The following is a 22,895-nucleotide window of genomic DNA, read 5'->3' as shown; positions in this document are numbered from 1 at the left end:
ATTAATTAACGCTTACGCAGCGCTGAATTTTTGCTTTCTCGATGCGTAAGCAGCCAGCGGCACGACCGGAAAACCTGTCTATACCTGCCGGGGCGGGACGATCGTTTCCAGACCGACCAGCCGGTAGCCGAACTGCAATTCCGTCAGCAAGCGGCGCAGGCCGGCCGGCACGGGCTCGAGTTTCTGCCGCCGGTTCGTCATGTACACGCGCACGTGCTTCGCGGCGTTGTCGGTCAGGTTCATCAGCGCGCGAGCGCCATCGCGATCGACGAGCACCGCGTGTCGATCGGGCGGCGATCGTCGGGGATGGTCTGCACCAGCTGCGTGTCCGGCATGAGCGCGACGCGCGCCCCGAGCAGCGGCGGCGATCGTGTCGGCGCAGGTCGCCGAGAACTGGCCGGTCGCGAGCGCGACCGCGAGCATCCGCATGAACGTGAACACGTATCGCGGATCGGATACCGCGAACGACAACCTCGGTTCGACGAAGAGGAAATCGAAGCAGCCGGCGCAGACGAACCCGGCCCATGTGCCGGCCAGCCGGCCGAACCGCAATGCGATCACGACGACGGTCATCAGGAACAGCATCGCGACGCTCGGCATCCGGCATCGGTTTTGCCGCCACGCGGCACGCCGCTGTCCGACCGCCCTGCGCAATCCCGCATGGACGCGCACCGGCCGAACAGGGATCATTCACGGACTCCGGGCCTGCACGCCCACGAAACCGGTACACTCGGCGCCGGGCGCGCACCGGATCGGCATTCGGCGGCGGGCCGATGCCGACTCTGAAACCGTGATCCCATGACCACACCGATCTATCAGGAAATCAAGGACTTCATCCTCGCGCGCATTCATGCCGGCGAATGGGCGGAAGGCGACCAGGTACCGTCGGAGAACGAGCTCGCGCGCGAATTCAACGTCGCGCGAATGACGGTCAACCGCGCGCTGCGCGAGTTGACGGCCGAGCAAGTGCTCACGCGCACGCGCGGCTCCGGCACGTACGTCGCGTCACCGAAATACGAATCGACGCTGGTCGCGATCCGCAGCATCTCGGACGAAGTCGCCGCGCGCGGCCACCGCTATCGCGCGCAGGTGCTGGAAGTCGGCGCGGCCATCGCCGATGCGAAGCTCGCCGACGAACTGCAGCTCGACACCGGCAGCGCGATCTTCCATTCGCGCGTGCTGCACTTCGAAAACGACACGCCCGTGCAGCTCGAGGAACGCTGGGTGAATCCGGCCTGCGCGCCCGAATACGCGTTGCAGGACTTCACGACGACGACGCCGAACCAGTATCTGACGCGCGTCGCGCCGCTGCAGCGTGTCGAATACCGGATCGAGGCCGCGATGCCCGATACGGAAACGCGTCGCCACCTGACGATGGACGAGCGCGAGCCGTGCCTGTTGCTGCATCGGCGCACGTGGTCGCAGGGGATGGTCGCGGCGGTCGCCAATCTTTGGCACCCGGGCAGCCGCTATCGGTTCACCGGGCATTTCTGACCCAGGCGGGGGCGCGGGAAGCCTCGGCCGGCGCGTCAGCGCGCGCCGGAGCGCACACCGCATGCGTGTGGCAACAGCTGATCGCGGCCGGCCGGCAAACCGGAGAGCTGGACGCGGCGCTATCGGCCGGCCGGCTCGCGACGTGGTTCCATCACCTGTATCTCGCGGCGATGCTGCGCCGGCTGACCATACCGGGGTTGTCGCTGAAACGGGATTTCCAGTCGATTGCGAAGCCGTTCGTCGAAGGCGCACACGCGAAAGCCTGAGCGGCCGCCGCGGGCGCGCGGCGCTTCGCGCCTGCCGGCCATTGCGTCTCGTCGAGCAGCCGGTCGAACAGCCGCGCGCGCTTGTCGGCCGACAGCGGACACAGCCCGAACATCGCCGATAGCGCGATACCCCACGCCGCCTTCCACCGCAGCAGCGCCAGATCGGGATCGTCGGATTCGGTGGCGATGCGCTGCACGTTCTTCGCATCGGCTTCGCGAACCTTCTGCAACGGCTCGGTATCCTCGACGAGCGCGGCCATGATCGCGAGCGCCGCCGATGGCTGCGGGTCGATCGCCTCGCGCATCGTCGCGATCTGTGCGGACAGCGTCGGCCGGGCTTCGTCCGGATCGCGCGTGGCCAGGTAATCGCGCCGAAGGCATTCGTAGGACTCCTTCTGATGTACCATCAACGCATTCAGCACGTCGTCTTTCGTTTCGTGCGGAACTGATGCGGCGGGCGGCGTCGGCCTGCGACTCGACGCGGGCGGGATGAAGCTCGGCACGCCGTCGCTCGCCGCGATGCTTGCCGGCGGCCTCGCATTCGTGGTGCCGCCCGGACGCACGACCATCGTCGCGGCGCACGACGGGGCGCGTTTTCGCGTGGCCGACGATGAAATCGATGCGATGCGCACGCCCAACGCACCGGCGGCTCCGGTCGTCATGCGGTTCGACCGCTCGCTGCGCGGCCTCGACGTGGGAGCGCCGGTGGATTTTCGCGGCATCGAGCTCGGCACCGTGACGGCCGTCGGCACGGAATACGATGCGCGGCGCGGCAGCGTCACGATGCGCCTGACGATGGCGCTCTATCCCGATCGCCTCGGGCAGCGCTACCGCGACGTACTCGGCAACGGCGACACCGATGCCGGCAAGGCGCTGCTGCGCACGCTCGTCGCGCGCGGCTTGCGCGGGCAATTGCGCGTCGGCAACCTGATTGCAAACCGGTCGTCCGTCGCGCTCGACATGTTCCCGAACGCGCCGCCTGCGTCGGTCGACACCGATCGGCTACCGATCGCACTGCCGACCGTTCCCGGCACGCTAGACGTGCTGCGCGTCCAAATTGCCGACATCGCCGGCACACTTGCCCGCTTGCCGCTCGATCGCATGGGGGCGCGTGTCAACGCGGCGCTCGTGAGCACCGGTGCGCTGTTCGCGCAACTCGACACCGAACTCGCACCACAGACGCGCGACACGCTCGGTGCTGCGCGACGCGCATTCACGAGCGCGCAGGCGATACTGGGGCAGGAGGATGCGTCCGCATCCAGTGTGCGCCGCGCGCTCGCGCAATTCACGCGAACGTCGAGCGCGCTGCGTGCGCTGGCCGGTGATCTGGCGCGACATCCGGAGTGGCTGCTGCGCGGCGTCGCGCACGATACGCCACTGGCCGGCCCGCCGCGTGCAAACGGCGACGGCCATTGATTGCATCGTGCGATGCGCACGCATTTTTGCAACGAATGCACGTACGGGATGCCAAATTTCCCGAGCCGCAGTATGCTGGTGTCGTACGGCACGCACGATACATCGGGCAATCCCCTAGTCCGCACGTCGCTGCGCCGCCGTCGAGACCGCAATCATGCATTGCAAGGAGGGATTCGTGATGGCTACCACGCATCAGCACTTCCACCTCGAACTACGGCACGCCACCGCGCCGACGTACTTCATCAGCTACCTGTTTCCCGCCTTGCTGTTCGCTTACGAACTGCTGCGCGTCGGCCAGTGGATCCGCGATCACGGGATGCAATTCGCCGCGTTCAAGCAGATGGGTTACGAGTATCTGCTGATGCTGCTGTTCGTCGGGTTGCAGATCGTCATCGAAGCGATCTTCCTGCTCGGCGCCGCGATGCGCCGGGATCATCGCGATTTCGAGCATCGCCTGCCGAACGTGATCCTCGGCATCGGCTGCTCGATCGCGCTGCTCGCGGTCGACCTCGCGATCCAGCTGTCGTTCTGACAGCCGGCGGGCCCGCCCCGCCGGTCGTAGTGGCGCTCAGGCGCCCGCGTCGCGCAGGAACGTCGCGACGGCTGCCAGCACGTCGTCGGTTCGCTCGCGGTGCGGCATGTGTCCGCACCCGCTGAGCAGCAGGAACGACGACGGCCCGGCCACGCGTGCGGCGATTCGCTTCGGATGCACGTCCGAGCCGTATTCGTCCTGCTCGCCGTGAATCGCGAGTGTCGCGCAGCGTACGCGCGGCAGTTCGTCGTCGAGATTCCAGTCGCGAAACGCCGGCGACAGCCACGTGTCGACCCACGCGCGCAGCACCCACTCGGCCTTGTCGCCGTGATAGCGCGCGAGCCGGTCGAGCTGGCCCGGCGCACCGAACTGCTCGCCCGCTTCGCGAATGCCGTCGATCGTGCGATCTTCGACGAATGCCTGCGCGGCGACGGTCACCAGTGCACGGCAACGCGCCGGGTGCGCGGCCGCGCACCCGACCGCCATGCCGCCGCCGACGCTGTGCCCGAACGCGACGAACGCATCCACGCCGAACTGCTCGAGCAATGCATGAAACCCGTGGTCGGCTTCGTCGCGCACGAACGTCGTGCCGAGCTGGCCCGGATGACGATCCGAGCGGCCGAAGCCGAGCCGGTCGTACGCGATCACGTCGCGTTGCGTCGCGTGTGCCAGTTGCCCGGGGAAATCGCGCCATAGTTCGACGCAGCCGAGCGAATCGTGCAGCAGCACGATCGGCGCGGCCGGCATAGGCGCGGCCGCGTCCACCGCGGCAGTCCCTCGCCAGCGCTGCGCGAAGAGACGCCCCTGCGGCGTCTCGACAAAAGTCTCCTCGGTCACGATATCGGTCATCTGTCTGTCGTCGTTCCGCATGAAAACGGCGGCACACCGGCGTGCCGCATCGAATGCCGACGATGGTGGCTCGGCGCCGCGCGCCGCGTCAAGCAAGCCCCCATCGGGCGCCCGCTCATTCGGGCTGCGGCGGCAGGTATTCCATCTGCGACTCGTCGTACAGCCGGTAGATCAGCGCCTGTATCGCGCGAATGTCCTCCGACTCGTCGAGCATCCGCATGCTCATGATGATCGGCGACACGAGGTTCGGGTCGTCGAGCGGCTTGTAGCTGATGTCGTCGCGCTTCAGGCCGTACACGCTGTGCGGCACGACCGATACGCCCTCGCCCATCGCGACGAGTCCGAGCGCGATCTGCAGTTCGCGCGTCTCGTAGATGCGCCGCGGCTGCAGCGCGCGATCGTGGAATGCCGCGAGCACCTGGTCCGCATAGCTCGGACGCGGCGCCTTCGGAAAGATGATCAGCGTGTCGTTCACGAGATCGTGCAGCGACAGCACCGACTTCGCGCCGTCCAGCGGATGGCCGACCGGCAGCGCGACGATCATCCGCTCCTCGCGCAGCACGACGCGCCGCACGCTCGGATCCTCGTGGCGGATTCGCCCGAATCCGACGTCGATGCGCCCTTCCTTCAGCGCCTTGATCTGGTCCATCGTCGACATCTCGTGCAGGCTCAGCTCGACGGCCGGATACTCGCTGCGAAAGCGCCGGATGATCTTCGGCAGCATTCCGTACAGTGTCGAGCCGACGAAGCCGACCGACATGCTGCGCTCGATCTTGCCGACCCGCTTCGTCATCGATTCGAGCTCGGTCGTCTGCGCAAGCAGTTGCACCGCGTGCGAATAGAAGAAGCGCCCTGCGTCGGTCAGCTTCAGCGGCCGCGCGTTGCGCTCGAACAGCGGCACGCCGAGCTCCTCCTCGAGCTGCTGGATCTGCCGGCTCAGCGGCGGCTGCGCGATGTGCAGCCGCTCGGCCGCCCGCGTGAAATTCCGCTCCTCGGCAACCGCGACGAAGTAGCGGAGGTGTCTCAACTCCATTTTCGGTTCCTCCCCGGACAGGCACCGGACGTTCAACCGGCAGCGCGCGGGCCGCGCGCGCGCCGTTCGTCCCGTGATGGCCTGTCCCGATCCCGTGACGATACCTCAGCCGGCGTCGATACCGGTTCGAGCCGCGTCGCGCAAAACAAAACGGGAAGCCGCCAGGCTTCCCGTTTCTTCATCGACGCTGCGTGGCGGCCTCGTCGCAACCGCGCGTCATGCCTCGGTCGCGTATAGCGCGTCGCGCTGCGCGTCGCTCAGCGAATCGAGCGGCACGTCCGGCAGCCGATAGCAGATCATCGCGCCGTACAGCTCGGCCAGGCAGTTGCTGCCGGCGTCCAGCGCGTAGCCGTCCTCGCCGTCCGGGGCGGGCGGATACACTTCGCGCCACGCGTTGATCGCGGCTTCGATTCGCACGATGGAAACGGGTCCGGCCTTCCGCTCGGCGGGTGATGCGCTCATGGATTCCTCTGGGTTGCGCGCTCCGCGGGCCGTGCCGGCCCCGACGAAACGATGAAAACGCCGGGCGCCGCCGGCCGTCGCAGGCTGCGCGCACGCCGGATGCCGATCCGCGCCGCGCTCGTCGCGCCGGCCGGGCCGCAGCCCGGTAGGGTCGGGAAATATAACCGGCTTTGACCCCGTGCAGGCGAAAGCCGACAAAAAAAGCGGATTCGGCAAGAACGGACGCACCAAAGAGAAAAAACGGGAAGCCCGCAGGCTTCCCGTTTCGTCGGATATCGCGTGGCGGCGTGCCGCGCCCGCATCAGCCGGCGGTTTCGCGGTTCGTCACGCGCGGTGCTTGTGCGCCGCGATTCGCAGCCACCCACGGCGCAATCTCCATGTCCTCGTAGCGCACGAAGCGGCTCTTGTTCATGAACCGGTAGCCGAGCCATACGACGAGGAACAGCGGAATGCCGACGTAGGTCGCGGCCACGCCGGCCCAGTCGATCCGGTTCGCGAGGAACGCCTGATAGTCCTGCCCCAGCGCGATCACGAGACACAGCACGAACGCGAACAGCGGGCCGAACGGGAACCACTTCGACTGGTACGGCAACTGGTCGACCGAGTAGCCCTGCTTCACGTAACCCTTGCGGAACCGGTAATGGCTGATCGCGATGCCGAGCCACGCGATGAAGCCCGTCATCCCCGACGTGTTCAGCAGCCACAGGTACACCGTCTTGTCGCCGTACAGCGACGTGAAGAAGCACAGCGCGCCGACGGCCGTCGTCGCGTACAGCGCATTGCGCGGCACGCCGCCCGGCGACAGCTTCGCGAACAACTTCGGCGCGCGGCCTTCGGTCGCGAGGTTGTAGAGCATCCGCGTCGACGCGTACATGCCCGAGTTGCCGGCCGACAGCACGGCGGTCAGGATCACCGCGTTCATCACGCCGGCCGCGAACGCGAGGCCGGCATGGCGGAACACCAGCGTGAACGGGCTCACGCCGATGTCGGTCACGTCGCTCTTCAGCAGGTTCGGGTCGGTGTACGGAATCAGCACGCCGATCACGAAGATCGCGAGCACGTAGAACAGCAGGATCCGCCAGAACACCTGGCGCACCGCGCGCGGGATCGTCGTGCGCGGGTTTTCCGACTCGCCGGCCGCGACGCCGATCAGCTCCGTGCCCTGGAACGAGAAACCCGCGATCATCGCGACGCCCATCATCGCCGGCAGGCCGCCCGCGAACGGCGCGTCGCCGATCGTCAGGTTGCCCCAGCCGTTGCCGGGCGCGCCCTTCAGAATGCCGAAGATCATCAGCAGGCCGACGCCGATGAACGCGACCACGGTGACGACCTTGATCAGCGCGAACCAGTATTCGGCCTCGCCGAAGCCGCGCACGGTCAGCGCGTTGAGCAGGAACATCACGCCGAGGAACGCGGCGCTCCACCAGACGCCCGGCACGTTCGGGAACCAGTAGTGCATCACGAGCTGCGCGGCGACGAGTTCCACCGCGATCGTCACGGCCCAGTTGTACCAGTAGTTCCAGCCGAGCGCGAAGCCGAAGCCTTCGTCGACGTATTTCGCGCCGTAGGTCGCGAACGAGCCCGATACCGGCATGAACGCGGCCATTTCGCCGAGACTCGTCATCAGGAAGTACACCATCAGGCCGATCAGCATGTACGCGACCATCGCGCCGCCGGGGCCGGCCTGCGAGATCGACGCGCCGGACGCGACGAACAGGCCCGTGCCGATCGAGCCGCCGATGGCGATCATCGTCAGGTGGCGCGCCTTCAGCGCGCGATGAAGCTTGGGTGGGTTCGCGGACGAACCGGGTTGGTCGGAATTCGGGATTGCGGACATAAACGAGACGAACGTTGAGCGGGCCGGCATCCGGGGCCGGCGCATGCGGTATCGGGGCGCGATGCGCCACCTGCCGTGCATTCGATGCGGCCCCGATACGCGTTGCGCGCCGGGTGCCTGCGGCGAAGCGCGGATTCTACCTGATTCGTCATGGCGACAGCTCTGGTCAGAACGCACCGCCACCGCATGCAGACGCCGCAGAATCAACGAGTTGGATGCGGCTCGGCCCCGGCGCATCGATCGCCGCCGCCGGTCGGGTCGAACGGCCGTGGCCGTCGGCAGGTGATCCGGCATGCCGAACCGCGCAATGCGCGGAAAGCGCGGAACACATTTCCGATACGCGTTAAAACGACAAATCGGCAGGCTCGCCCGCCAATATTCAGACAAAAACCTCGATACGGTAATTGATTCAAATCAAACCGAATACGCGCGAGGCAGTAATGATGCGTAACGGACCAGAATCGCCATTCGGGCATGCATGTTTTGCATCCGCCGGCCGAATCCGGAAATTCGCGAGATAATACGGGTTAATGCGAAATAATCAGCGCGCGGAACCGTCCACGACGCAAATATCCGCCGCCACGCCCTTCCCGAGGATGAAGTCACACCCGCTGCTCGCTGCGCTGCGCCGCCATACCGCGTCGGCCGTCGCACGCATTTTGTCGCCTCGCGGCGTACTGGCTGCGGGCATCGTGCTGCTGATGTTCAGCTGGGGGCTTTCCGCGTCGCTTTTAATCGAGGCGCGCCGCGACGCGTATGACCATGCGGTCGAAAATGCGCGCAACCTGATGCTGCTGATCGAGCGCGATATTTCCCGCAATATCGAACTCTACGATCTGTCACTGCAAAACGTCGTCGATGGCCTCGCCGATCCGGAATTGATGGCATTGCCGCCGCGCCAGCGTCACCGGCTGTTGTTCGACCGCGCCGCCACCGGCGCGTATCTCGGCGCCATTTTCGTGATGGATCCGCACGGCAATATCGTGATCGATTCCGCTGCGTCGCCGCCGCGACAAGGCAATTTCGCCGATCGCGACTATTTCACCGTGCATCGCAACCGGCTCGTGCCGGGCCTCTACATCAGCCGGCCGTACGCGGCACGCTTGCGCGGCGGCGCGCTGACCATCGCGCTGAGCCGCCGGATCACGCTCGCCGACGGCCGCTTCGGCGGGATCGTCGTCGGCACGCTCAGCATCGACTACTTCCGCGCGCTGCTCGACGGCCTCGCGGTCGGCGAGCACGGCAGCGCGGCGATCGTCGAGGAGAACGGCACGCTCGTGTCGCGGCTGCCGTACGACGCGCGCGTGGTCGGCCTCGACCTGCACGATTCGCCGCTCTTCATCGAATCGCAGCGCAGCCGCGACGGCGTGCTGGCGGGCACCGGCGCGATCGACGGCACGCGGCGCATCTACGTGTACAAGCACCTCGCCGGCCTGCCGCTGATCGTCGACGTCGCGCCCGCCGAGATCGACATCTACGCGTCGTGGCGTCATCGCACGATCTGGGCCGCCGTGCTGATGGGCCTGTTCACCGCGTTCATCGCGTGGGGCTCGCTCGCGCTGTCGCGCGAGCTCAAGCGCCGGCAGATCGCCGAAGCGAAGCTGTACCGGCTCGCGCACACCGATTCGCTGACGGGGCTCGACAACCGCGGCACGTTCGACGCGGTGCTCGTGAAGGAAGCGCAGCGCGCATCGCGCAGCGGCCGCCCGCTGTCCGTGCTGTTCGTCGACGTCGATCATTTCAAGGCGTTCAACGACTACTACGGGCACCTCGCGGGCGACGACGTGCTGCGCCGCGTCGCGCAATCCGCGTCGCGCTGCCTGCGCCGCGACAGCGACCACGTCGCGCGCTACGGCGGCGAGGAATTCGTCGTCACGCTACCCGACACCGACGCGCGGGGTGCGGCGACGGTCGCCGAAGCAATCCGGCGCGCGATCGTGGGGCTCGACATCACGCACGTCCGCAGCCCGTACGGGCACGTGACGGCCAGCATCGGCGCCGCAACGACCGCCGGCGGGCGCGTGAATGCCGCGACGCTGCTGCGGCAGGCCGACGAGGCGCTGTACCGCGCGAAGTCCGGCGGCCGCAATCGCGTGTCGAACCCGCAGCCGAGAGCGGCCGACGCGTGACGTGACGGCCAGCCGCGTCGCGCCGCCCCGCCGTGGACAGCCCGCGCGCGTTCGGCTAGCGTTACGGCAGCTGCGCATGCAGCGCGGCGCCGGCCCGCGCAAGCCGCCCGCGCGTATTCCGGTCACCCCGCCGGCCACCCTCGATACCTCATGACCGCCCAGCTCCCTTCCCGCTTGCCGCCGCTCCTGCGCCACGCGCTTCGTCCGCTGCTGGACCCGTACCGGCGCTACCGGCACGCGAAACTGATCCACGCGGCGCGCGTCGCGCTCGCGATTCTCGTGTCAATCGGCTTGTCGACCGGGCTGCGCGTGCCGCACGGCGAATGGTCGACGATCACCGTGCTGATCGTCGTCGGCGGGCTGCAGCACCACGGCAACATCCGCAAGAAGGCGGCCGAGCGCGCGCTCGGCACGTCGATCGGCGCGCTCGCGGGGCTCGGGCTGATCCTGCTCTACTCGTTCCTGCACGCCCCGCTCGCGATCTACCTGCTGATGGCTGTCGCGTGCGGCTTCTGCGCGTATCACGCGATCGGCAAGGCCGGCTATATCGCGCTGCTGTCGGCGATCACGATGGTGATCGTCGCCGGGCACGGCGACAACGAGATCGTCGACGGCCTGTGGCGCGCGGTGAACGTGCTGACCGGCATCGCGATCGCGCTGGCGTTCTCGTTCGCGCTGCCGCTCTATGCGACCTACTCGTGGCGCTACAAGCTCGCCGACGCGCTGCGCGCGTGCGCGGCCGTGCATGCGCGGCTCGCGGGCGACCGCCACGTGAGCGACGACGCGCACCTGAAGGAAATGGCCGCGCTGAGCGCGTTGCTGGTGCAGCTGCGCTCGCTGATGCCGTCGGTGTCGAAGGAGTGCGAGATCTCGGTCACGCACCTCGAGGCGATCCAGCGCAGCCTGCGCCTGTGCATCGGCTATCTGGAGATCCTGTCGAGCACGGTGCCGGCCCGCGACGACGTGGCGTCCCGCGAGTACATGCGCACCGCGATGAAGGCCGTGAACCGGCGCATCCGCGACACGCTAGTCGGTGCGAGCCGCGCGCTGAAGTTCGGCACGCCGAGCCGGCTCACGCCGCGCCGCCGGCCGGCCGATCCGCCGCACGACGCGCCGCCGCCGCAGTTGTCCGGCTACGTGTCGATCACGGTCAAGCTGGCCGGTGAAGTGGATCAGTTGCGCGAGAAGCTGCTCGATACGGCGCAGGCGTGGAATATTTAAAATCCGGGCGTTGCCGCTGAATGCCGCGTGGAGCCGGGACAATCTTTCATTTTCATTTCAATCTGAAAAGGCAGCATTCCGATGCGCGGCAGCCGGGTATTTCGACCGATCCGGCCCCGGAAACACAGGCCGGCTCGCCGGTTCGCGATGGCCGGTTTCGATCGCCGTTCCACGCTGATTCGCGCCTGATTCTCCGGCCGGTTCACCTCCCGCCAGCCCTGTCGCGACAGGCCCGCCGACGCATTTGCACGAAAATCAGCCCTTGCCCCAACCTCCCGGACAGCCGATACTCGCATATTCCGCGAAATACGCACCGGACTTCAATCCACGGTAATTCCCATGAGCACGATTCTCGAAAGCCTCCCGACCGGCCAGAAGGTCGGCATCGCCTTCTCCGGCGGCCTGGACACCAGCGCCGCGCTGCACTGGATGAAACTGAAGGGCGCTGTCCCGTACGCATACACCGCGAACCTCGGTCAGCCCGACGAAGACGATTACGACGCGATCCCGAAGCGTGCAATCGAATACGGCGCAGAAGGCGCCCGCCTGATCGACTGCCGCGCGCAGCTGGTCGCGGAAGGCATCGCGGCGCTGCAAAGCGGCGCATTCCACATCACGACGGCCGGTGTCACGTACTTCAACACGACGCCGATCGGCCGCGCCGTGACGGGCACGATGCTCGTCGCCGCGATGAAGGAAGACGGCGTCAACATCTGGGGTGACGGCAGCACGTACAAGGGCAACGACATCGAGCGTTTCTACCGCTACGGCCTGCTCGTGAACCCGGATCTGAAGATCTACAAGCCGTGGCTCGACCAGACGTTCATCGACGAGCTCGGCGGCCGTGCCGAAATGTCGGAATTCATGAACCAGGCCGGCTTCGCGTACAAGATGTCGGCCGAGAAGGCGTATTCGACCGACTCGAACCTGCTCGGCGCGACGCACGAAGCGAAGGACCTCGAAAGCCTCGAAAGCGGCATCAAGATCGTGAACCCGATCATGGGCGTCGCGTTCTGGCGCGATGACGTGAAAATCGCCGCCGAAGAAGTGACGGTGCGCTTCGAAGCCGGCCAGCCGGTCGCGCTGAACGGCGTCGAGTTCAAGGATCAGGTCGAGCTGCTGCTCGAAGCGAACCGCATCGGCGGCCGCCACGGCCTCGGCATGAGCGACCAGATCGAGAACCGCATCATCGAGGCGAAGAGCCGCGGCATCTACGAAGCCCCGGGCCTCGCGCTGCTGTACATCGCGTACGAGCGTCTCGTCACCGGCATCCACAACGAAGATACGATCGAGCAGTATCGCGAGAACGGCCGCCGCCTCGGCCGCCTGCTGTATCAAGGCCGCTGGTTCGACCCGCAGGCGATCATGCTGCGCGAAACGGCGCAACGCTGGGTCGCCCGCGCAATCACCGGCGAAGTGAAGATCGAACTGCGCCGCGGCAACGACTACTCGATCCTGAGCACGAAGTCGCCGAACCTCACGTATCAACCGGAGCGCCTGTCGATGGAGAAGGTGGCGTCGACGTTCTCGCCGCGCGACCGGATCGGCCAGCTGACGATGCGCAACCTCGACATCACCGACACGCGCGACAAGCTGCGCGTCTACACCCAGGTCGGCCTGCTGACGCCGGGTGAATCGTCGGCGCTGCCGCAGATCAAGGGCGACGGCGAGCAATAAGCCGTTTTACCCGAAGCCGGCGCGCGTAGCCGATACGCGTGCCGCGCCGGGCAGGCCGTGTGTGCGTCGATGCATGCACGGCCTGCCGCTCCCTCCGCTTTTCCCCTCCCTGTTTTCCCCCGCCATCGTGTCACGCGCAAACGGCGCTGCAACGCTGCCGCGATCATGGCAAGCTGCGAGTCGTTCGATTTCCGACCCGGCTCATGGCTTCCCTCCTCGTCATTCACGTGAACGGCCCGATCAACAGCGGCAAGACGACGATCGATCGCGCACTCGCACGCGTGCTGCCCGATGCGCGCTTCATCGACGGCGACGATCACGATGCGCCCGACGACGCGCCGCTCCACGAGCAGTGGGCGATCGCGCTGGAGCGCATCGTCTCCCGCATCGCGCATGCGTGCGCGTTCAGCGATTGCTTCGTCGATACGTCGAGCGCGTCCGCCGATGCGTATGTGGAGGAGATCGCACGCCGCGCGGCGCTTCCGGCAGCGTGACGCTGGCGCCTGCATCGCGGAGACGCCTCGCCGTCCTTGCGTGTATCCTCGGGACTTTTCATCCACCGGGAACGGCACCCGATACCCCATGACGGCACGATACGGCTCGATCCTCGCGTGGATCGCGATCATCGAAATCATCGCGATGGTGATGTGCTACGGCTATGCCAGCTCGATGGCCGATCCTTATGCCGGTGTCGGCGTCGTGGGCTTCGGTCTGCGGTGCATGGCCTCGATCTCCGTCCTGGCGCTTGCCGTCGGCATCGGTTGCCTCGCGGCCGACACGTCGAAGCCGGACCAGCCGCCACGCAGCGCGTTCCGTGTCGCGCTCCCGCTGCACCTTCTGCTCTGCATCCCGGGCTTGTGGTTCTGGCTCCACGCGTAAGCATGCGGCGTGCGCGCCCGGACCCACGATCACGGACGCGCGCCACCTTCAATGATGATGCTGCACGCCCGACACGACCGCTTCGCGCGCACCCTTGCGACTCAGCAGCAGCGTGACAACCGCCGACACCGCGAGCGTGCCGGCCACCACGTACAGCCCGGCCGCATATCCGCCGGTCGCGTGCTTGAGCCAGCCGATCGCGAACGGCCCGACGAACCCGCCGAGGTTGCCGATCGAGTTGATCATCGCGATCCCCGCGGCCGCACCGGCGCCTGACAGGAACGCGCTCGGCATCGCCCACAACGGCGCCTTCGCGGCGCTGATCCCGATGTTGACGACCACCAGCGCGAGGACGGTCAGGAGCGCGGTACTCGCCTGCCCCGCGAACACGAAGCCGACGCATGCGAGCACGCACGGAATCACCACGTGCCACGTGCGCTCGCCGCTGCGGTCCGAATGGCGCGCCCACACGATCATCGCCACGACGGCGGCGATGCTCGGGATGCCGGTCAGCAGGCCCGTCTGCAATGCGGTGAAGCCGAACTGCCTGACCATCAACGGCGCCCACAGGCCGAGCGTATAGAGGCCTGCCGACGTGCCGAAGTAGATCAGCGCGAGCGCCAGCACGCGCGGGTCGCGCAGCGCCTGCCACGCGCCGGCCGTGTGCCCGGCGTGCGTGTGCCGCGCGTCGGCTTCCGACTTCAGCTTCGCGATCAGCCAGTCGCGCTCGTCCGCCTTCAGCCACGCGGCCTTCGACGGCGCATCGGTCAGGCACTTCAGCACCACGAAGCCGAGCACGACCGCCGGCAGCGCCTCGACGATGTACAGCATCTGCCAGTCGGCGAGCCCGAACATCGGCGGCATCTGCATGATCGCGCCCGACAGCGGCGAGCCGATCGCGGTCGAGATCGGCGCGGCCGCCATGAACCATGCGGCGGCCACCGCGCGTTGCTTCGCGGGGAACCACAGGCTCAGGTACAGGATGATGCCGGGGAAGAAGCCGGCCTCGGCCATGCCGAGCAGGAAGCGCAAGGTGTAAAAGCTCGTCGGCCCGGTCACGAATGCGGATACCGCCGACACAATGCCCCACGTGATCATCACGCGCGCGATCCAGATGCGTGCGCCGACGCGGTGGAGAATCAGGTTGGATGGCACTTCGAACAGGAAGTAGCCGATGAAGAACAGGCCGCCGCCCAGTCCGAACGCGGTCGGCGACAGGCCGATTGCCTTGTTCATCGTCATCGCCGCGAAGCCGACGTTGACGCGATCGAGAAAGCTGACGAAGTAAAGCAGCATCACGAACGGAATGATGCGCCACATCAGTTTCCGCGCGACGCGGGTTTCCAGATCTGCTTGCATGTGTCTCCTCCTTCTTCGAGGTCGAGCCGCTCCTGTCTGCGGGGCCCGGCGGGTGCTCTGCGAGCGCCGACCGGCGCCGCGGCGAAGGGCGTGCGCCGGCGCCCGGCTCGCGTCGAATGCGCGAGTCGCGGGCAGTCGATTTCCGGTGGAGGCGGACGGCAGGCGATCGTCGTCCGCCTCGTTGCCGTCAGGCTGCGACCGCCGCGTTCGCGACGCGCTCGCAGACGGCCGCCGTCACCTGCGCGGTCGTCGCGCTGCCGCCGAGATCGCGCGTATGCAGCGACGGGTCGGCCGTGACGGCCTCGATCGCCTGCATCACGCGCGCGGCGGCGGCCGTCTCGCCGAAATGCTCGAGCAGCATCACGACCGACCAGAACGTGCCGACCGGATTCGCGAGCCCCTTGCCCATGATGTCGAACGCGGAACCGTGGATCGGCTCGAACATCGACGGATAGCGGCGCTCGGGATCGATGTTGCCGGTCGGCGCGATGCCGAGGCTGCCGGCGAGCGCGGCGGCCAGATCGCTGAGGATGTCCGCGTGCAGGTTCGTCGCGACGATCGTGTCGAGCGACGCCGGGCGGTTCACCATGCGCGCGGTCGCGGCATCGACGAGCTCCTTGTCCCACGTGACGTCGGGGAATTCCTGCGCGATCTGCTTCGCGATCTCGTCCCACATCACCATCGCGTGACGCTGCGCGTTGCTCTTCGTGATGACGGTCAGCAGCTTGCGCGGACGCGACTGCGCGAGGCGGAACGCGAAGCGCATGATGCGCTCGACGCCGGCGCGCGTGAGGATCGACACGTCGGTCGCGGCCTCGATCGGATGCCCCTGGTGCACGCGGCCACCAACGCCTGCGTATTCGCCTTCCGAGTTCTCGCGCACGATCACCCAGTTCAGGTCGCCCGGACCGCAGCGCTTCAGCGGCGCGTCGATGCCGGGCAGGATGCGCGTCGGGCGCACGTTCGCGTACTGGTCGAAGCCCTGGCAGATCTTCAGGCGCAGGCCCCACAGCGTCACGTGGTCGGGCACGTCCGGGTCGCCGGCCGAGCCGAACAGGATCGCGTCCTTGCCGCGCAGCGCGTCCAGGCCGTCGGCCGGCATCATCGCGCCGTGCTGGCGGTAGTAGTCGGCGCCCCAGTCGAAATCCTCGAACTCGAACGCAAAGCGGTCGCTGCCGCGCGCCAGCGCTTCCAGCACCTGCTTGCCGGCCGGCACCACTTCCTTGCCGATGCCGTCGCCGGGAATGGTCGCGATACGGTAGGTCTTCATGCTGACATCCTCGATTGATCGTGAGCGTGAAGGCACTTTACCTAACCGGGAGTGCTGGAACCGGTGCTAGACTCAAAGCATCTTTAACTTTAATTCACCAATCCAGTCATGGCGGATACCGTGCAGCCGGCCGATCTCGGCTTCTTCTCGACGCTGGCCGCGTCGGGCAGCCTGAGCGCGGCCGCGCGCGAGCTCGGACTGACCGCGGCGGCCGTCAGCAAGCGGCTCACGCAGATGGAGCGGCGTGCGGGCGTGACGCTCGTCAACCGTACGACGCGGCGCATGATGCTGACGCCCGAAGGCGACGTGTATCTCGACTACGCGCGCCGGATCCTCGATCAGATGGATGAACTGGGCGAACTGCTCGGCAGCGCGAAGCAACGGCCGAAAGGGCTGCTGCGCGTGAACGCGACGCTCGGCTTCGGGCGCAGCCACGTCGGGCCAGCGATCTCGCGCTTCGTCGCGCGTTATCCGGAGGTGTCGGTGCAGTTGCAGCTGTCGGTGATGCCGCCGCCGCTGACCGACGACACGTTCGACGTGTGCATCCGCTTCGGCGAGCCGCCCGATACGCGCGTGGTCGCTCGGCGGCTCGCGCCGAATCGCCGGCTGCTGTGCGCGGCGCCCGCGTATCTCGCGCGGCACGGGACGCCCGGCACGCCGCACGAGCTGACGCGACACAACTGCATCGGTATCCGGCAGGGCGACGAAGGTTACGGGATCTGGCGCCTGACGAGCGGGCGCGGCGCAGCGCGCAACACCGAAGCGGTGCGGATCAACGGCAACCTGACGACGAACGACGGCGAGATCGCGGTGAAGTGGGCGCTCGACGGGCACGGGATCCTGATGCGCGCGGAATGGGACATTCGCGAGTATCTGGCCGACGGGCGGCTCGTCGTCGTGCTGCCGGACTACGAGACGCCGAGCGCGGACATCTACGCGGTGTATGCGCAGCGGCATCAGATGTCGACGCGGATTCGCGCGTTCGTGGCGTTTCTGGCGGAGGAACTGGGCGGGTGACCGGGTGCGGGGTGCGAGTGGCCAAGCGCCCACGCACGCTCCAGAACGACGTGATACCCGCGTCACGCATCGGATCAGCCAATCGGCACAATGATGATATTTCGGCAATTTTTCCTAAAAAACGCCAAAATACTTACACTTCTGCTCGTGCCACCGGATCGAAACAACACTCGGCCGAGCCACCAAAGTGCTAATATTTTGGCGTTATCATGTAAAAAGCGCTGAAATATTAGCTCTAACCATGGCCAGGAAAACTGCCCCGCTCTTGCCGGCATCCAGTCAGCTGCTCGTCGATTTCGGCGAGCGGCTGAAATTGGCGCGCCTGCGCCGAAAGCTGACGGCCAAGCAGGTCGCGGAGCGCGCCGGCATGTCGCCGATGACGCTTCGCTCGCTCGAGGCAGGCGGGTCGGGCGTCACGATGGGGGCGTATCTTTCCGTCATGCAGGCGCTCGGGCTCCAAGCCGATCTGGAAAAGCTGGCTGCATCAGACCCGCTCGGCCGTCAGCTTCAGGATGCCCGCCTCGCCACGCCACGGCGCGCGAAGCAGGCCACGCCTGCGGCGGCCGCAGCAGCGTCGCGCACGCGCGACAGGCGCGCGCGTGCGCGCGTCTCCCCCGCCACCCAAGCCGAGGGAACAGCAACAACGGCATCCGATCGCGCAGTGCCTGACGATAATCGCGGCACGACCGCTGCGGATCCGGCCGCATTGCTGAAACCCGTGGGCAGGCGACATGAGGGGCCGACCAAGAAATGACGACCCTCTCCGTCTAGGCGGACTGGAGCAGCCTGTCCGCTCCCCTGAAACTCGGTCTTCTGCACGGTCGACAGCCTGAACGTCGCCCACGCCGAAGCGCGAAAATTCGTCAGCGACTATCACTGCTTCCTGGTGCGACGATTCGATCGGACTGCCGATGGTGGCCGGCTGCATTCTGCATCGGCCATGACGATGACCGGCCACGTCGACGGCGACGATGCATCCACCGGCGTCAGCTCCCTGGAACTGGCGAAAGTCCTCATGCGACACGGCGCGCAACCGAATGCCGACCTGCACGAACTATGGGCCCGGATCGTATTCAACCTGCTCGTCTCGAGTACCGACGACCATCTTCGCAATCACGGGTTCATTCTCGAACCGGCTGCAGGCTGGCGACTCTCCGCAGCCTACGACATGAACCCCGTCGCCGATGGTCTCAAGCTCAATATCACGGAAACCGACAACGCGCTGAACCTCGAACTCGCCCGCGAGGTATGTGAATATTTCCGGCTGAGCCTGAAGGATGCCGACGAGATCATCGACGACTTCCGCGGCGTCGTCGGCCAATGGCGCACGCTCGCGACACGACTCGCGCTTTCTGCCCGGGAGCAGGAGCACATGGCCGACGCCTTCCGCCTCGCAGGCGCCTGAGCCCCCTTCATTCATTCGACGCACCGCCGTCACGCCGCGGCCGCCAGCCTGCCGTTCGCGTCGGGCTCGCTCGCGGCGACCGCACCCGCAGCGATCTGCCGCCCCGCTGCCCCGGGAACGCGCACGCCCGCTCCGTCCTGCGCCGCATCGGCGAAGCGCTCCGCGATCCAGTCGACGAACGCGCGCACGCCGGGCGACACATGCCGGCGCTTCGCATAGACGGCCGACACCGGAACCGCGCCCGGCCGCCACCGCGGCAACACCTCCCGCAACCGCCCCGCGTCGATCAGCGGCTGCGCGACGACGCGCGGCGGCTGGATCAACCCGAGGCCATGCACGCCGCAGGACAGGTACGCATGCTCGTCGTCGACGCTGACGACGCCGTCGAGCCGGATCTTGCGCACCGCGCCGTCCATCGCGAATTCGAGTTCGGCCGCACGCTGGCCGGATGCGAACGCGCCGTTGACCGCGCGATGCCCGGCAAGCGCGTCGAGCGAATGCGGCACGCCGCGGCGCTCGAGATACGCGGGGCTCGCGCACGTCACGCGCTCGAGTGCGCCGAGCGGGCGCGCCACCAGCGACGAATCGGGCAGCGCGCCCAGCCGGATGCCGCAGTCGACCGCATCGCCGATCAGGTCGGCCGCGCGCCCGGACACGCCCAGCAACAGCACGAGCTCGGGATGGCGCGCATGGAACGTGCCGAGCGCCGGCAGCACGATCGCGCCCGCCACCGATCCCGGCAGCTCGACGCGCAACGGCCCGCTCGGATGCCGCGCCGCATTGCGCAGGCTCGCTTCGAGCTCGTCGACGTCCGCGGTGATGCGCCGGCACCGCTGGTAATACGCGTCGCCTTCGGGCGTCGTCCGCAGCGCGCGGGTCGTGCGCACCAGCAACGGCATGCCGAGCGCCGCCTCGAGTTCCTGCACGGTGCGCGTCGCGGTTGCGCGCGAAATGCCGAGCGCGTGCGCCGCGCGCGTAAAGCTGTTCATCTCGACGATGCGCGTGAAGATGCGCATCGCGCGAATCGGATTGTCCACCGGAAACTCCCGGGAAATGCGGCATGACGCGACGCGCGCGAAGCGCGCTGCAACGCATGCCGGTCGGTGAGAAAGCCGCGCCGCCCGCGCGGCGAACGGTTCAGTCGCGCGCGGCCGCGGGAGCCGGCGCGGCGAGCAATCGTCGCGCCAGCGCGAGCGCCTCGTCACGATTCGCTGCCGCGTTCAGCGGATAACCCCAGACCTTCTCGAATGCGCCCGAGAACGCATCGAGCGCCGCGCGCCGCTGCGCATCGGGTTCGACAGCGATCATCGCGGGAATCCATTCGCGCGACCGCGCGCGATTCGCCTTGCTCCATTTCGCGAGCTGCTTGCGCATTTCGTGATCCTGCGCATCGCGATCGTCGCCGGACGGCGCGTCATCGGTCAGTAAAACGAAGCGTTCCCGGCGCGCGAACAACGCATCGAGTTCGGCCAGCAAGTGCGCGGGCTCGCTCGACGGCGAACGCGCGTAACGCAGCCACACCAACGGGAATTCATTCGTGACGATCTGCATGTCGACCTCCAGATGAGAATGATTCTCATGTTAGGGATCGACGGCCGTCCCGTCATTTCTCGTGCCGGCCAACCGCTTGTTCGATCCGGCCAACCGCGCTCAGCGCTGCCGGTCGGTCAGGTATTGGGTCGGCGACTTGCCGGTTGCGTTGCGGAACATCGTCACGAAGCTGCTCGCGCTCTCGTAGCCGAGATCGATCGCGATCTGGTGCACGCGGCGGCCCGCCGTCAGCATGCGCAGCGACAGCGCGACGTGCAGCCGCCGGCGCCAGTCGCCGAGGCTCATGCCGAGCTCCTTCACGGCGAGCCGCGTGAGGCTGCGCTCGCTGACGCCGGCGCGACGCGCGAGTTCGGACAGCGGCGACTTGTCGGCGGGATCGTCGAGGAGGTGATCGATCAGCTTGCGCAGCCGGCGGTCGGCCGGCATCGGCAGGTACAGGTCTTCCACCGGCGCCGCGACGAGCTCGTCGAGCAGCGTCGCCATCAGTCGCCCCTGCGGGCCGTCGATGTCGTACAGGCTCGGGAAGCTCGCGGCCTTCAGCAGCAGTTCGCGCAGCAGCGGCGACATGCCGAGCGTGCAACAACGTGCCGGCAAGTCGGGGGCCGCATCGGGTTCGACCAGCACCGCGTAGAACGTCGCACCCGCCGAGCCGCGCGCCGAATGCGTGACGCCGCCCGGAATCCACACCGTGCATTGCGGCGGTGCGCTCCACACACCGCCGTCGATCTCGCAATAGATGACGCCGCTCAGCGTGTACAGCAGTTGCGCCTGCGGATGGCTGTGCCGCTCGAGCCGCCACTCGGGCTCGACCACCGAGCCGCCGAACACGACGAGCGGCCGCGGCACGTGATAGACGTCGGCGTCGGCGGCAGGATCGGTAACGGCGGGCAGGTTGCGCATGGAGCGATGATGTCGGAAGCGGCCGGACGGCGTGCCCGTGCGGCCTTGTCGTGCCTATGCGTGCTTATACCAGAAAGGCGCGGCCGCGGCCGTGCGGTTCCCGGCCGGCGTCTGCAGCCGCGCGCCGATCCGAATACAATGCCCCGACCCCTCGCCGCTGCGCCAACCTTGCCGGAGCCGCCATGTTCGACCTGACCACGCTGACCACTTTCATCGCCGTCGTCCTGGGCCTGTTCCTGATCCCCGGCCCCGCCGTGCTGCTCGTGCTGAGCCGTACCGTGCAGGGTGGGCGCAAGACCGGCATCCTGACCGGGCTCGGCGTCGCGAGCGGCGATTTCGTGCATACGCTGTTCGCAGCCGTCGGGTTGTCCGCGCTGCTGATGACGTCGGCGCTCGCGTTCAACGTCGTGAAGCTGGTGGGCGCCGCGTACCTGATCTACCTCGGCGTGCGCGCGCTGCTCGACAGGCCGTCCGATCCGTCGCTGCCGAAGGTGGCGCCCGTCACGCCGCTGAAGGCCTATCTGCAGGCGATTCCCGCCGAAGTGCTGAACCCGAAGACCGCGCTGTTCTTCCTCGCGTTCATGCCGCAGTTCGTGCATCCGGAGCGCGGCTCGTCGTTCGTGCAGTTCGCGGTGCTCGGGCTGATCTTCGTCGTGCTCAGCTCGCTCTACACGACGCTGATCGCATGCTCGATCCGCCCGCTCGGCCGCCTCGTGAAGCGGCTCGCATGGCTCGCGCGCTGGCAGGGGAAGATCATCGGCACGATCTTCATCACGCTCGGGCTGCGGGTGGCGGCGCAGCAGCGCTGACGCGAACGCGCGCATGACGTCCCGCGCCGCGCCCGCAGGCGAAGTCCTCTATACCGACCCGCGCCTCGTCGCGGTCTACGACCTGTTCAACGCGGGCGATCGCGATTTCGCGTTCTACGCGTCGCGCATCGGCACTGCGCGGCAACGGATTCTCGATCTCGGCTGCGGCACCGGCACGTTCGCGCGCCGGCTCGCGGCGGCCGGGCACGAGGTCGTCGCGATCGATCCCGCGCCGGCGATGATCGAGTACGCGCGACGCCAACCCGGCGCCGACGCGGTGCGCTGGCTCGCGTGCGATCTCGACGGCCTGCCGCCGGGCGCATCGCTCGATGCCGTCGTGATGACCGGGCACGCGTTCCAGTGTCTGCTGACCGACGCGGAAATCGACGCGACACTGCGCAGCGTGCGGCGCGTGCTGGCCGGCGGCGGCCGCTTCCTGTTCGAAACGCGTAATCCGCGTGCCGAGCCGTGGCGTGCGTGGACACCGCAAGCGTCGGCATCCAGTGTCGCTTCGCCTGAATTCGGCGTGGTCGAACTCCACCACGCGGTGACCGCGATCGACGGCCCGATCGTGTCGTTCGATACGGTCTACCGGTTTCATCGCGACGATCTGCAGGTGACGAACGCGAGCCGGCTGCGCTTCGTCACGCAGGCCGACCTGCAGGCACGCATCGCGGCCGCCGGCTTCTCCGCGACCGACTGGTGCGGCGACTGGCACGGCGCGCCGTTCGACGACGCGGCAAGCGTGGAGATCATCGCGATCTGCCGCGCGTGAACCGGCCGAGGCAG

24 protein-coding genes and 1 pseudogene are annotated in these 22,895 nt (G+C 67.5%); 14 read left to right on the top strand and 11 right to left on the bottom strand.

The features are described from left to right. Positions 1-78 precede the first annotated feature (78 nt). Positions 79-585, bottom strand: a complete 507-nt coding sequence (locus DIE13_RS33585) for a DUF4118 domain-containing protein (protein ID WP_234745342.1) — start codon at positions 583-585, stop codon at positions 79-81. 213 nt (positions 586-798) lie between these two features. On the opposite strand from DIE13_RS33585, the gene hutC reads away from it, so the two are divergent. Together hutC and DIE13_RS33580 are read left to right on the top strand one after the other, a co-directional pair. Next, positions 799-1,494 carry a histidine utilization repressor gene (hutC, locus tag DIE13_RS29260; RefSeq protein WP_124830519.1) on the top strand — a complete coding sequence of 232 codons (696 nt, stop codon included), beginning with the start codon at positions 799-801 and terminating at the stop codon, positions 1,492-1,494. Continuing rightward, positions 1,479-1,760, top strand: a pseudogene (locus DIE13_RS33580) (TetR/AcrR family transcriptional regulator); the annotation flags it as partial. The gene hutC and the pseudogene DIE13_RS33580, both read left to right, overlap by 16 nt. Here DIE13_RS33580 and DIE13_RS29250 read toward each other — a convergent pair. Further along, entirely contained in the window at positions 1,646-2,182 is a 537-nt protein-coding gene (locus DIE13_RS29250; protein ID WP_409333470.1) for a TetR/AcrR family transcriptional regulator, read from the bottom strand. The pseudogene DIE13_RS33580 and the gene DIE13_RS29250 sit on opposite strands and share 115 nt — an antisense overlap. A gap of 67 nt (positions 2,183-2,249) precedes the next feature. Here DIE13_RS29250 and DIE13_RS29245 point away from each other — a divergent pair, with 67 nt between their 5' ends. Further along, the gene (locus DIE13_RS29245; protein WP_124830518.1) at positions 2,250-3,176 is read left to right on the top strand and encodes an MlaD family protein; all 927 of its coding nucleotides are present in this window, start codon (positions 2,250-2,252) and stop codon (positions 3,174-3,176) included. Between the two features lie 178 nt (positions 3,177-3,354). Then, the gene (locus DIE13_RS29240) at positions 3,355-3,708 is read left to right on the top strand and encodes a hypothetical protein (protein WP_096505674.1); all 354 of its coding nucleotides are present in this window, start codon (positions 3,355-3,357) and stop codon (positions 3,706-3,708) included. 36 nt (positions 3,709-3,744) lie between these two features. On the opposite strand, the gene DIE13_RS29235 is transcribed toward DIE13_RS29240, so the two are convergent. The 4 genes from DIE13_RS29235 to DIE13_RS29220 form a co-directional block, all read right to left on the bottom strand. After that, positions 3,745-4,557, bottom strand: a complete 813-nt coding sequence (locus tag DIE13_RS29235) for an alpha/beta fold hydrolase (protein ID WP_124830517.1) — start codon at positions 4,555-4,557, stop codon at positions 3,745-3,747. 115 nt (positions 4,558-4,672) lie between these two features. Continuing rightward, the gene (locus DIE13_RS29230) at positions 4,673-5,590 is read right to left on the bottom strand and encodes a LysR family transcriptional regulator (RefSeq protein ID WP_124830516.1); all 918 of its coding nucleotides are present in this window, start codon (positions 5,588-5,590) and stop codon (positions 4,673-4,675) included. 216 nt (positions 5,591-5,806) lie between these two features. Beyond that, positions 5,807-6,052 (bottom strand): DUF3717 domain-containing protein, encoded by a 246-nt coding sequence (locus DIE13_RS29225; RefSeq protein ID WP_006761486.1) that lies wholly within the window; start codon positions 6,050-6,052, stop codon positions 5,807-5,809. Positions 6,053-6,353: 301 nt separating this feature from the next. Next, the gene (locus DIE13_RS29220) at positions 6,354-7,889 is read right to left on the bottom strand and encodes an amino acid permease (protein ID WP_124830515.1); all 1,536 of its coding nucleotides are present in this window, start codon (positions 7,887-7,889) and stop codon (positions 6,354-6,356) included. Between the two features lie 596 nt (positions 7,890-8,485). On the opposite strand from DIE13_RS29220, the gene DIE13_RS29215 reads away from it, so the two are divergent. The 5 genes from DIE13_RS29215 to DIE13_RS29195 all read left to right on the top strand — a co-directional run bounded on the left by DIE13_RS29215 (position 8,486) and on the right by DIE13_RS29195 (position 13,795). Continuing rightward, complete coding sequence (locus DIE13_RS29215) at positions 8,486-10,018, top strand: sensor domain-containing diguanylate cyclase (protein ID WP_124830514.1); 1,533 nt, start codon at positions 8,486-8,488, stop codon at positions 10,016-10,018. 150 nt (positions 10,019-10,168) lie between these two features. Continuing rightward, positions 10,169-11,239, top strand: coding sequence for an FUSC family protein (locus DIE13_RS29210; protein ID WP_124830513.1), 1,071 nt, complete (start codon positions 10,169-10,171; stop codon positions 11,237-11,239). Positions 11,240-11,578: 339 nt separating this feature from the next. Further along, positions 11,579-12,916: an argininosuccinate synthase gene (gene argG, locus DIE13_RS29205; RefSeq protein WP_124830512.1), complete on the top strand. Its 1,338-nt coding sequence runs from the start codon at positions 11,579-11,581 to the stop codon at positions 12,914-12,916. Positions 12,917-13,119: 203 nt separating this feature from the next. Then, the gene (locus tag DIE13_RS29200; RefSeq protein ID WP_124830511.1) at positions 13,120-13,410 is read left to right on the top strand and encodes a hypothetical protein; all 291 of its coding nucleotides are present in this window, start codon (positions 13,120-13,122) and stop codon (positions 13,408-13,410) included. 88 nt (positions 13,411-13,498) lie between these two features. After that, positions 13,499-13,795 carry a hypothetical protein gene (locus DIE13_RS29195; protein ID WP_124830510.1) on the top strand — a complete coding sequence of 99 codons (297 nt, stop codon included), beginning with the start codon at positions 13,499-13,501 and terminating at the stop codon, positions 13,793-13,795. 48 nt (positions 13,796-13,843) lie between these two features. Here the strand turns inward: DIE13_RS29195 and DIE13_RS29190 are convergent, their stop codons facing one another. Both DIE13_RS29190 and DIE13_RS29185 read right to left on the bottom strand, forming a co-directional pair. Beyond that, positions 13,844-15,154, bottom strand: coding sequence for an MFS transporter (locus DIE13_RS29190; protein WP_124830509.1), 1,311 nt, complete (start codon positions 15,152-15,154; stop codon positions 13,844-13,846). A 187-nt stretch (positions 15,155-15,341) separates the two neighbouring features. Then, positions 15,342-16,424, bottom strand: a complete 1,083-nt coding sequence (locus DIE13_RS29185; RefSeq protein ID WP_124830508.1) for a tartrate dehydrogenase — start codon at positions 16,422-16,424, stop codon at positions 15,342-15,344. 108 nt (positions 16,425-16,532) lie between these two features. Between DIE13_RS29185 and DIE13_RS29180 the strand changes: the two genes are divergently transcribed. The 3 genes from DIE13_RS29180 to DIE13_RS29170 all read left to right on the top strand — a co-directional run bounded on the left by DIE13_RS29180 (position 16,533) and on the right by DIE13_RS29170 (position 18,846). Further along, positions 16,533-17,441 (top strand): LysR substrate-binding domain-containing protein, encoded by a 909-nt coding sequence (locus DIE13_RS29180; RefSeq protein WP_124830507.1) that lies wholly within the window; start codon positions 16,533-16,535, stop codon positions 17,439-17,441. A 241-nt stretch (positions 17,442-17,682) separates the two neighbouring features. After that, positions 17,683-18,195, top strand: coding sequence for a helix-turn-helix domain-containing protein (locus tag DIE13_RS29175; protein ID WP_124830506.1), 513 nt, complete (start codon positions 17,683-17,685; stop codon positions 18,193-18,195). A 132-nt stretch (positions 18,196-18,327) separates the two neighbouring features. Next, complete coding sequence (locus tag DIE13_RS29170; RefSeq protein WP_233410076.1) at positions 18,328-18,846, top strand: type II toxin-antitoxin system HipA family toxin; 519 nt, start codon at positions 18,328-18,330, stop codon at positions 18,844-18,846. 29 nt (positions 18,847-18,875) lie between these two features. Here the strand turns inward: DIE13_RS29170 and DIE13_RS29165 are convergent, their stop codons facing one another. From DIE13_RS29165 to DIE13_RS29155, 3 genes are all read right to left on the bottom strand, one after another. Further along, positions 18,876-19,883 (bottom strand): LysR family transcriptional regulator, encoded by a 1,008-nt coding sequence (locus DIE13_RS29165; RefSeq protein ID WP_124830504.1) that lies wholly within the window; start codon positions 19,881-19,883, stop codon positions 18,876-18,878. Between the two features lie 100 nt (positions 19,884-19,983). Continuing rightward, the gene (locus DIE13_RS29160; protein WP_124830503.1) at positions 19,984-20,397 is read right to left on the bottom strand and encodes an ATP--cob(I)alamin adenosyltransferase; all 414 of its coding nucleotides are present in this window, start codon (positions 20,395-20,397) and stop codon (positions 19,984-19,986) included. A gap of 99 nt (positions 20,398-20,496) precedes the next feature. Further along, on the bottom strand, positions 20,497-21,297 hold the full coding sequence (locus DIE13_RS29155) for a helix-turn-helix domain-containing protein (RefSeq protein WP_124830502.1): 801 nt from the start codon (positions 21,295-21,297) through the stop codon (positions 20,497-20,499). A gap of 182 nt (positions 21,298-21,479) precedes the next feature. On the opposite strand from DIE13_RS29155, the gene DIE13_RS29150 reads away from it, so the two are divergent. Then, a complete protein-coding gene (locus tag DIE13_RS29150; protein WP_124830501.1) occupies positions 21,480-22,106 on the top strand; it encodes a LysE family translocator in 627 nt (208 codons plus the stop codon). Positions 22,107-22,119: 13 nt separating this feature from the next. Further along, a complete protein-coding gene (locus DIE13_RS29145) occupies positions 22,120-22,881 on the top strand; it encodes a bifunctional 2-polyprenyl-6-hydroxyphenol methylase/3-demethylubiquinol 3-O-methyltransferase UbiG (protein WP_124830500.1) in 762 nt (253 codons plus the stop codon). The last annotated feature ends 14 nt before the right edge of the window (positions 22,882-22,895 follow it).

Origin of the sequence: Burkholderia sp. Bp9016 (assembly GCF_003857765.1) — a bacterium.
GTDB lineage: Bacteria > Pseudomonadota > Gammaproteobacteria > Burkholderiales > Burkholderiaceae > Burkholderia.
Note: the sequence above shows the minus strand (reverse complement) of the source record. Positions and strands in the feature narration are given on the sequence as shown.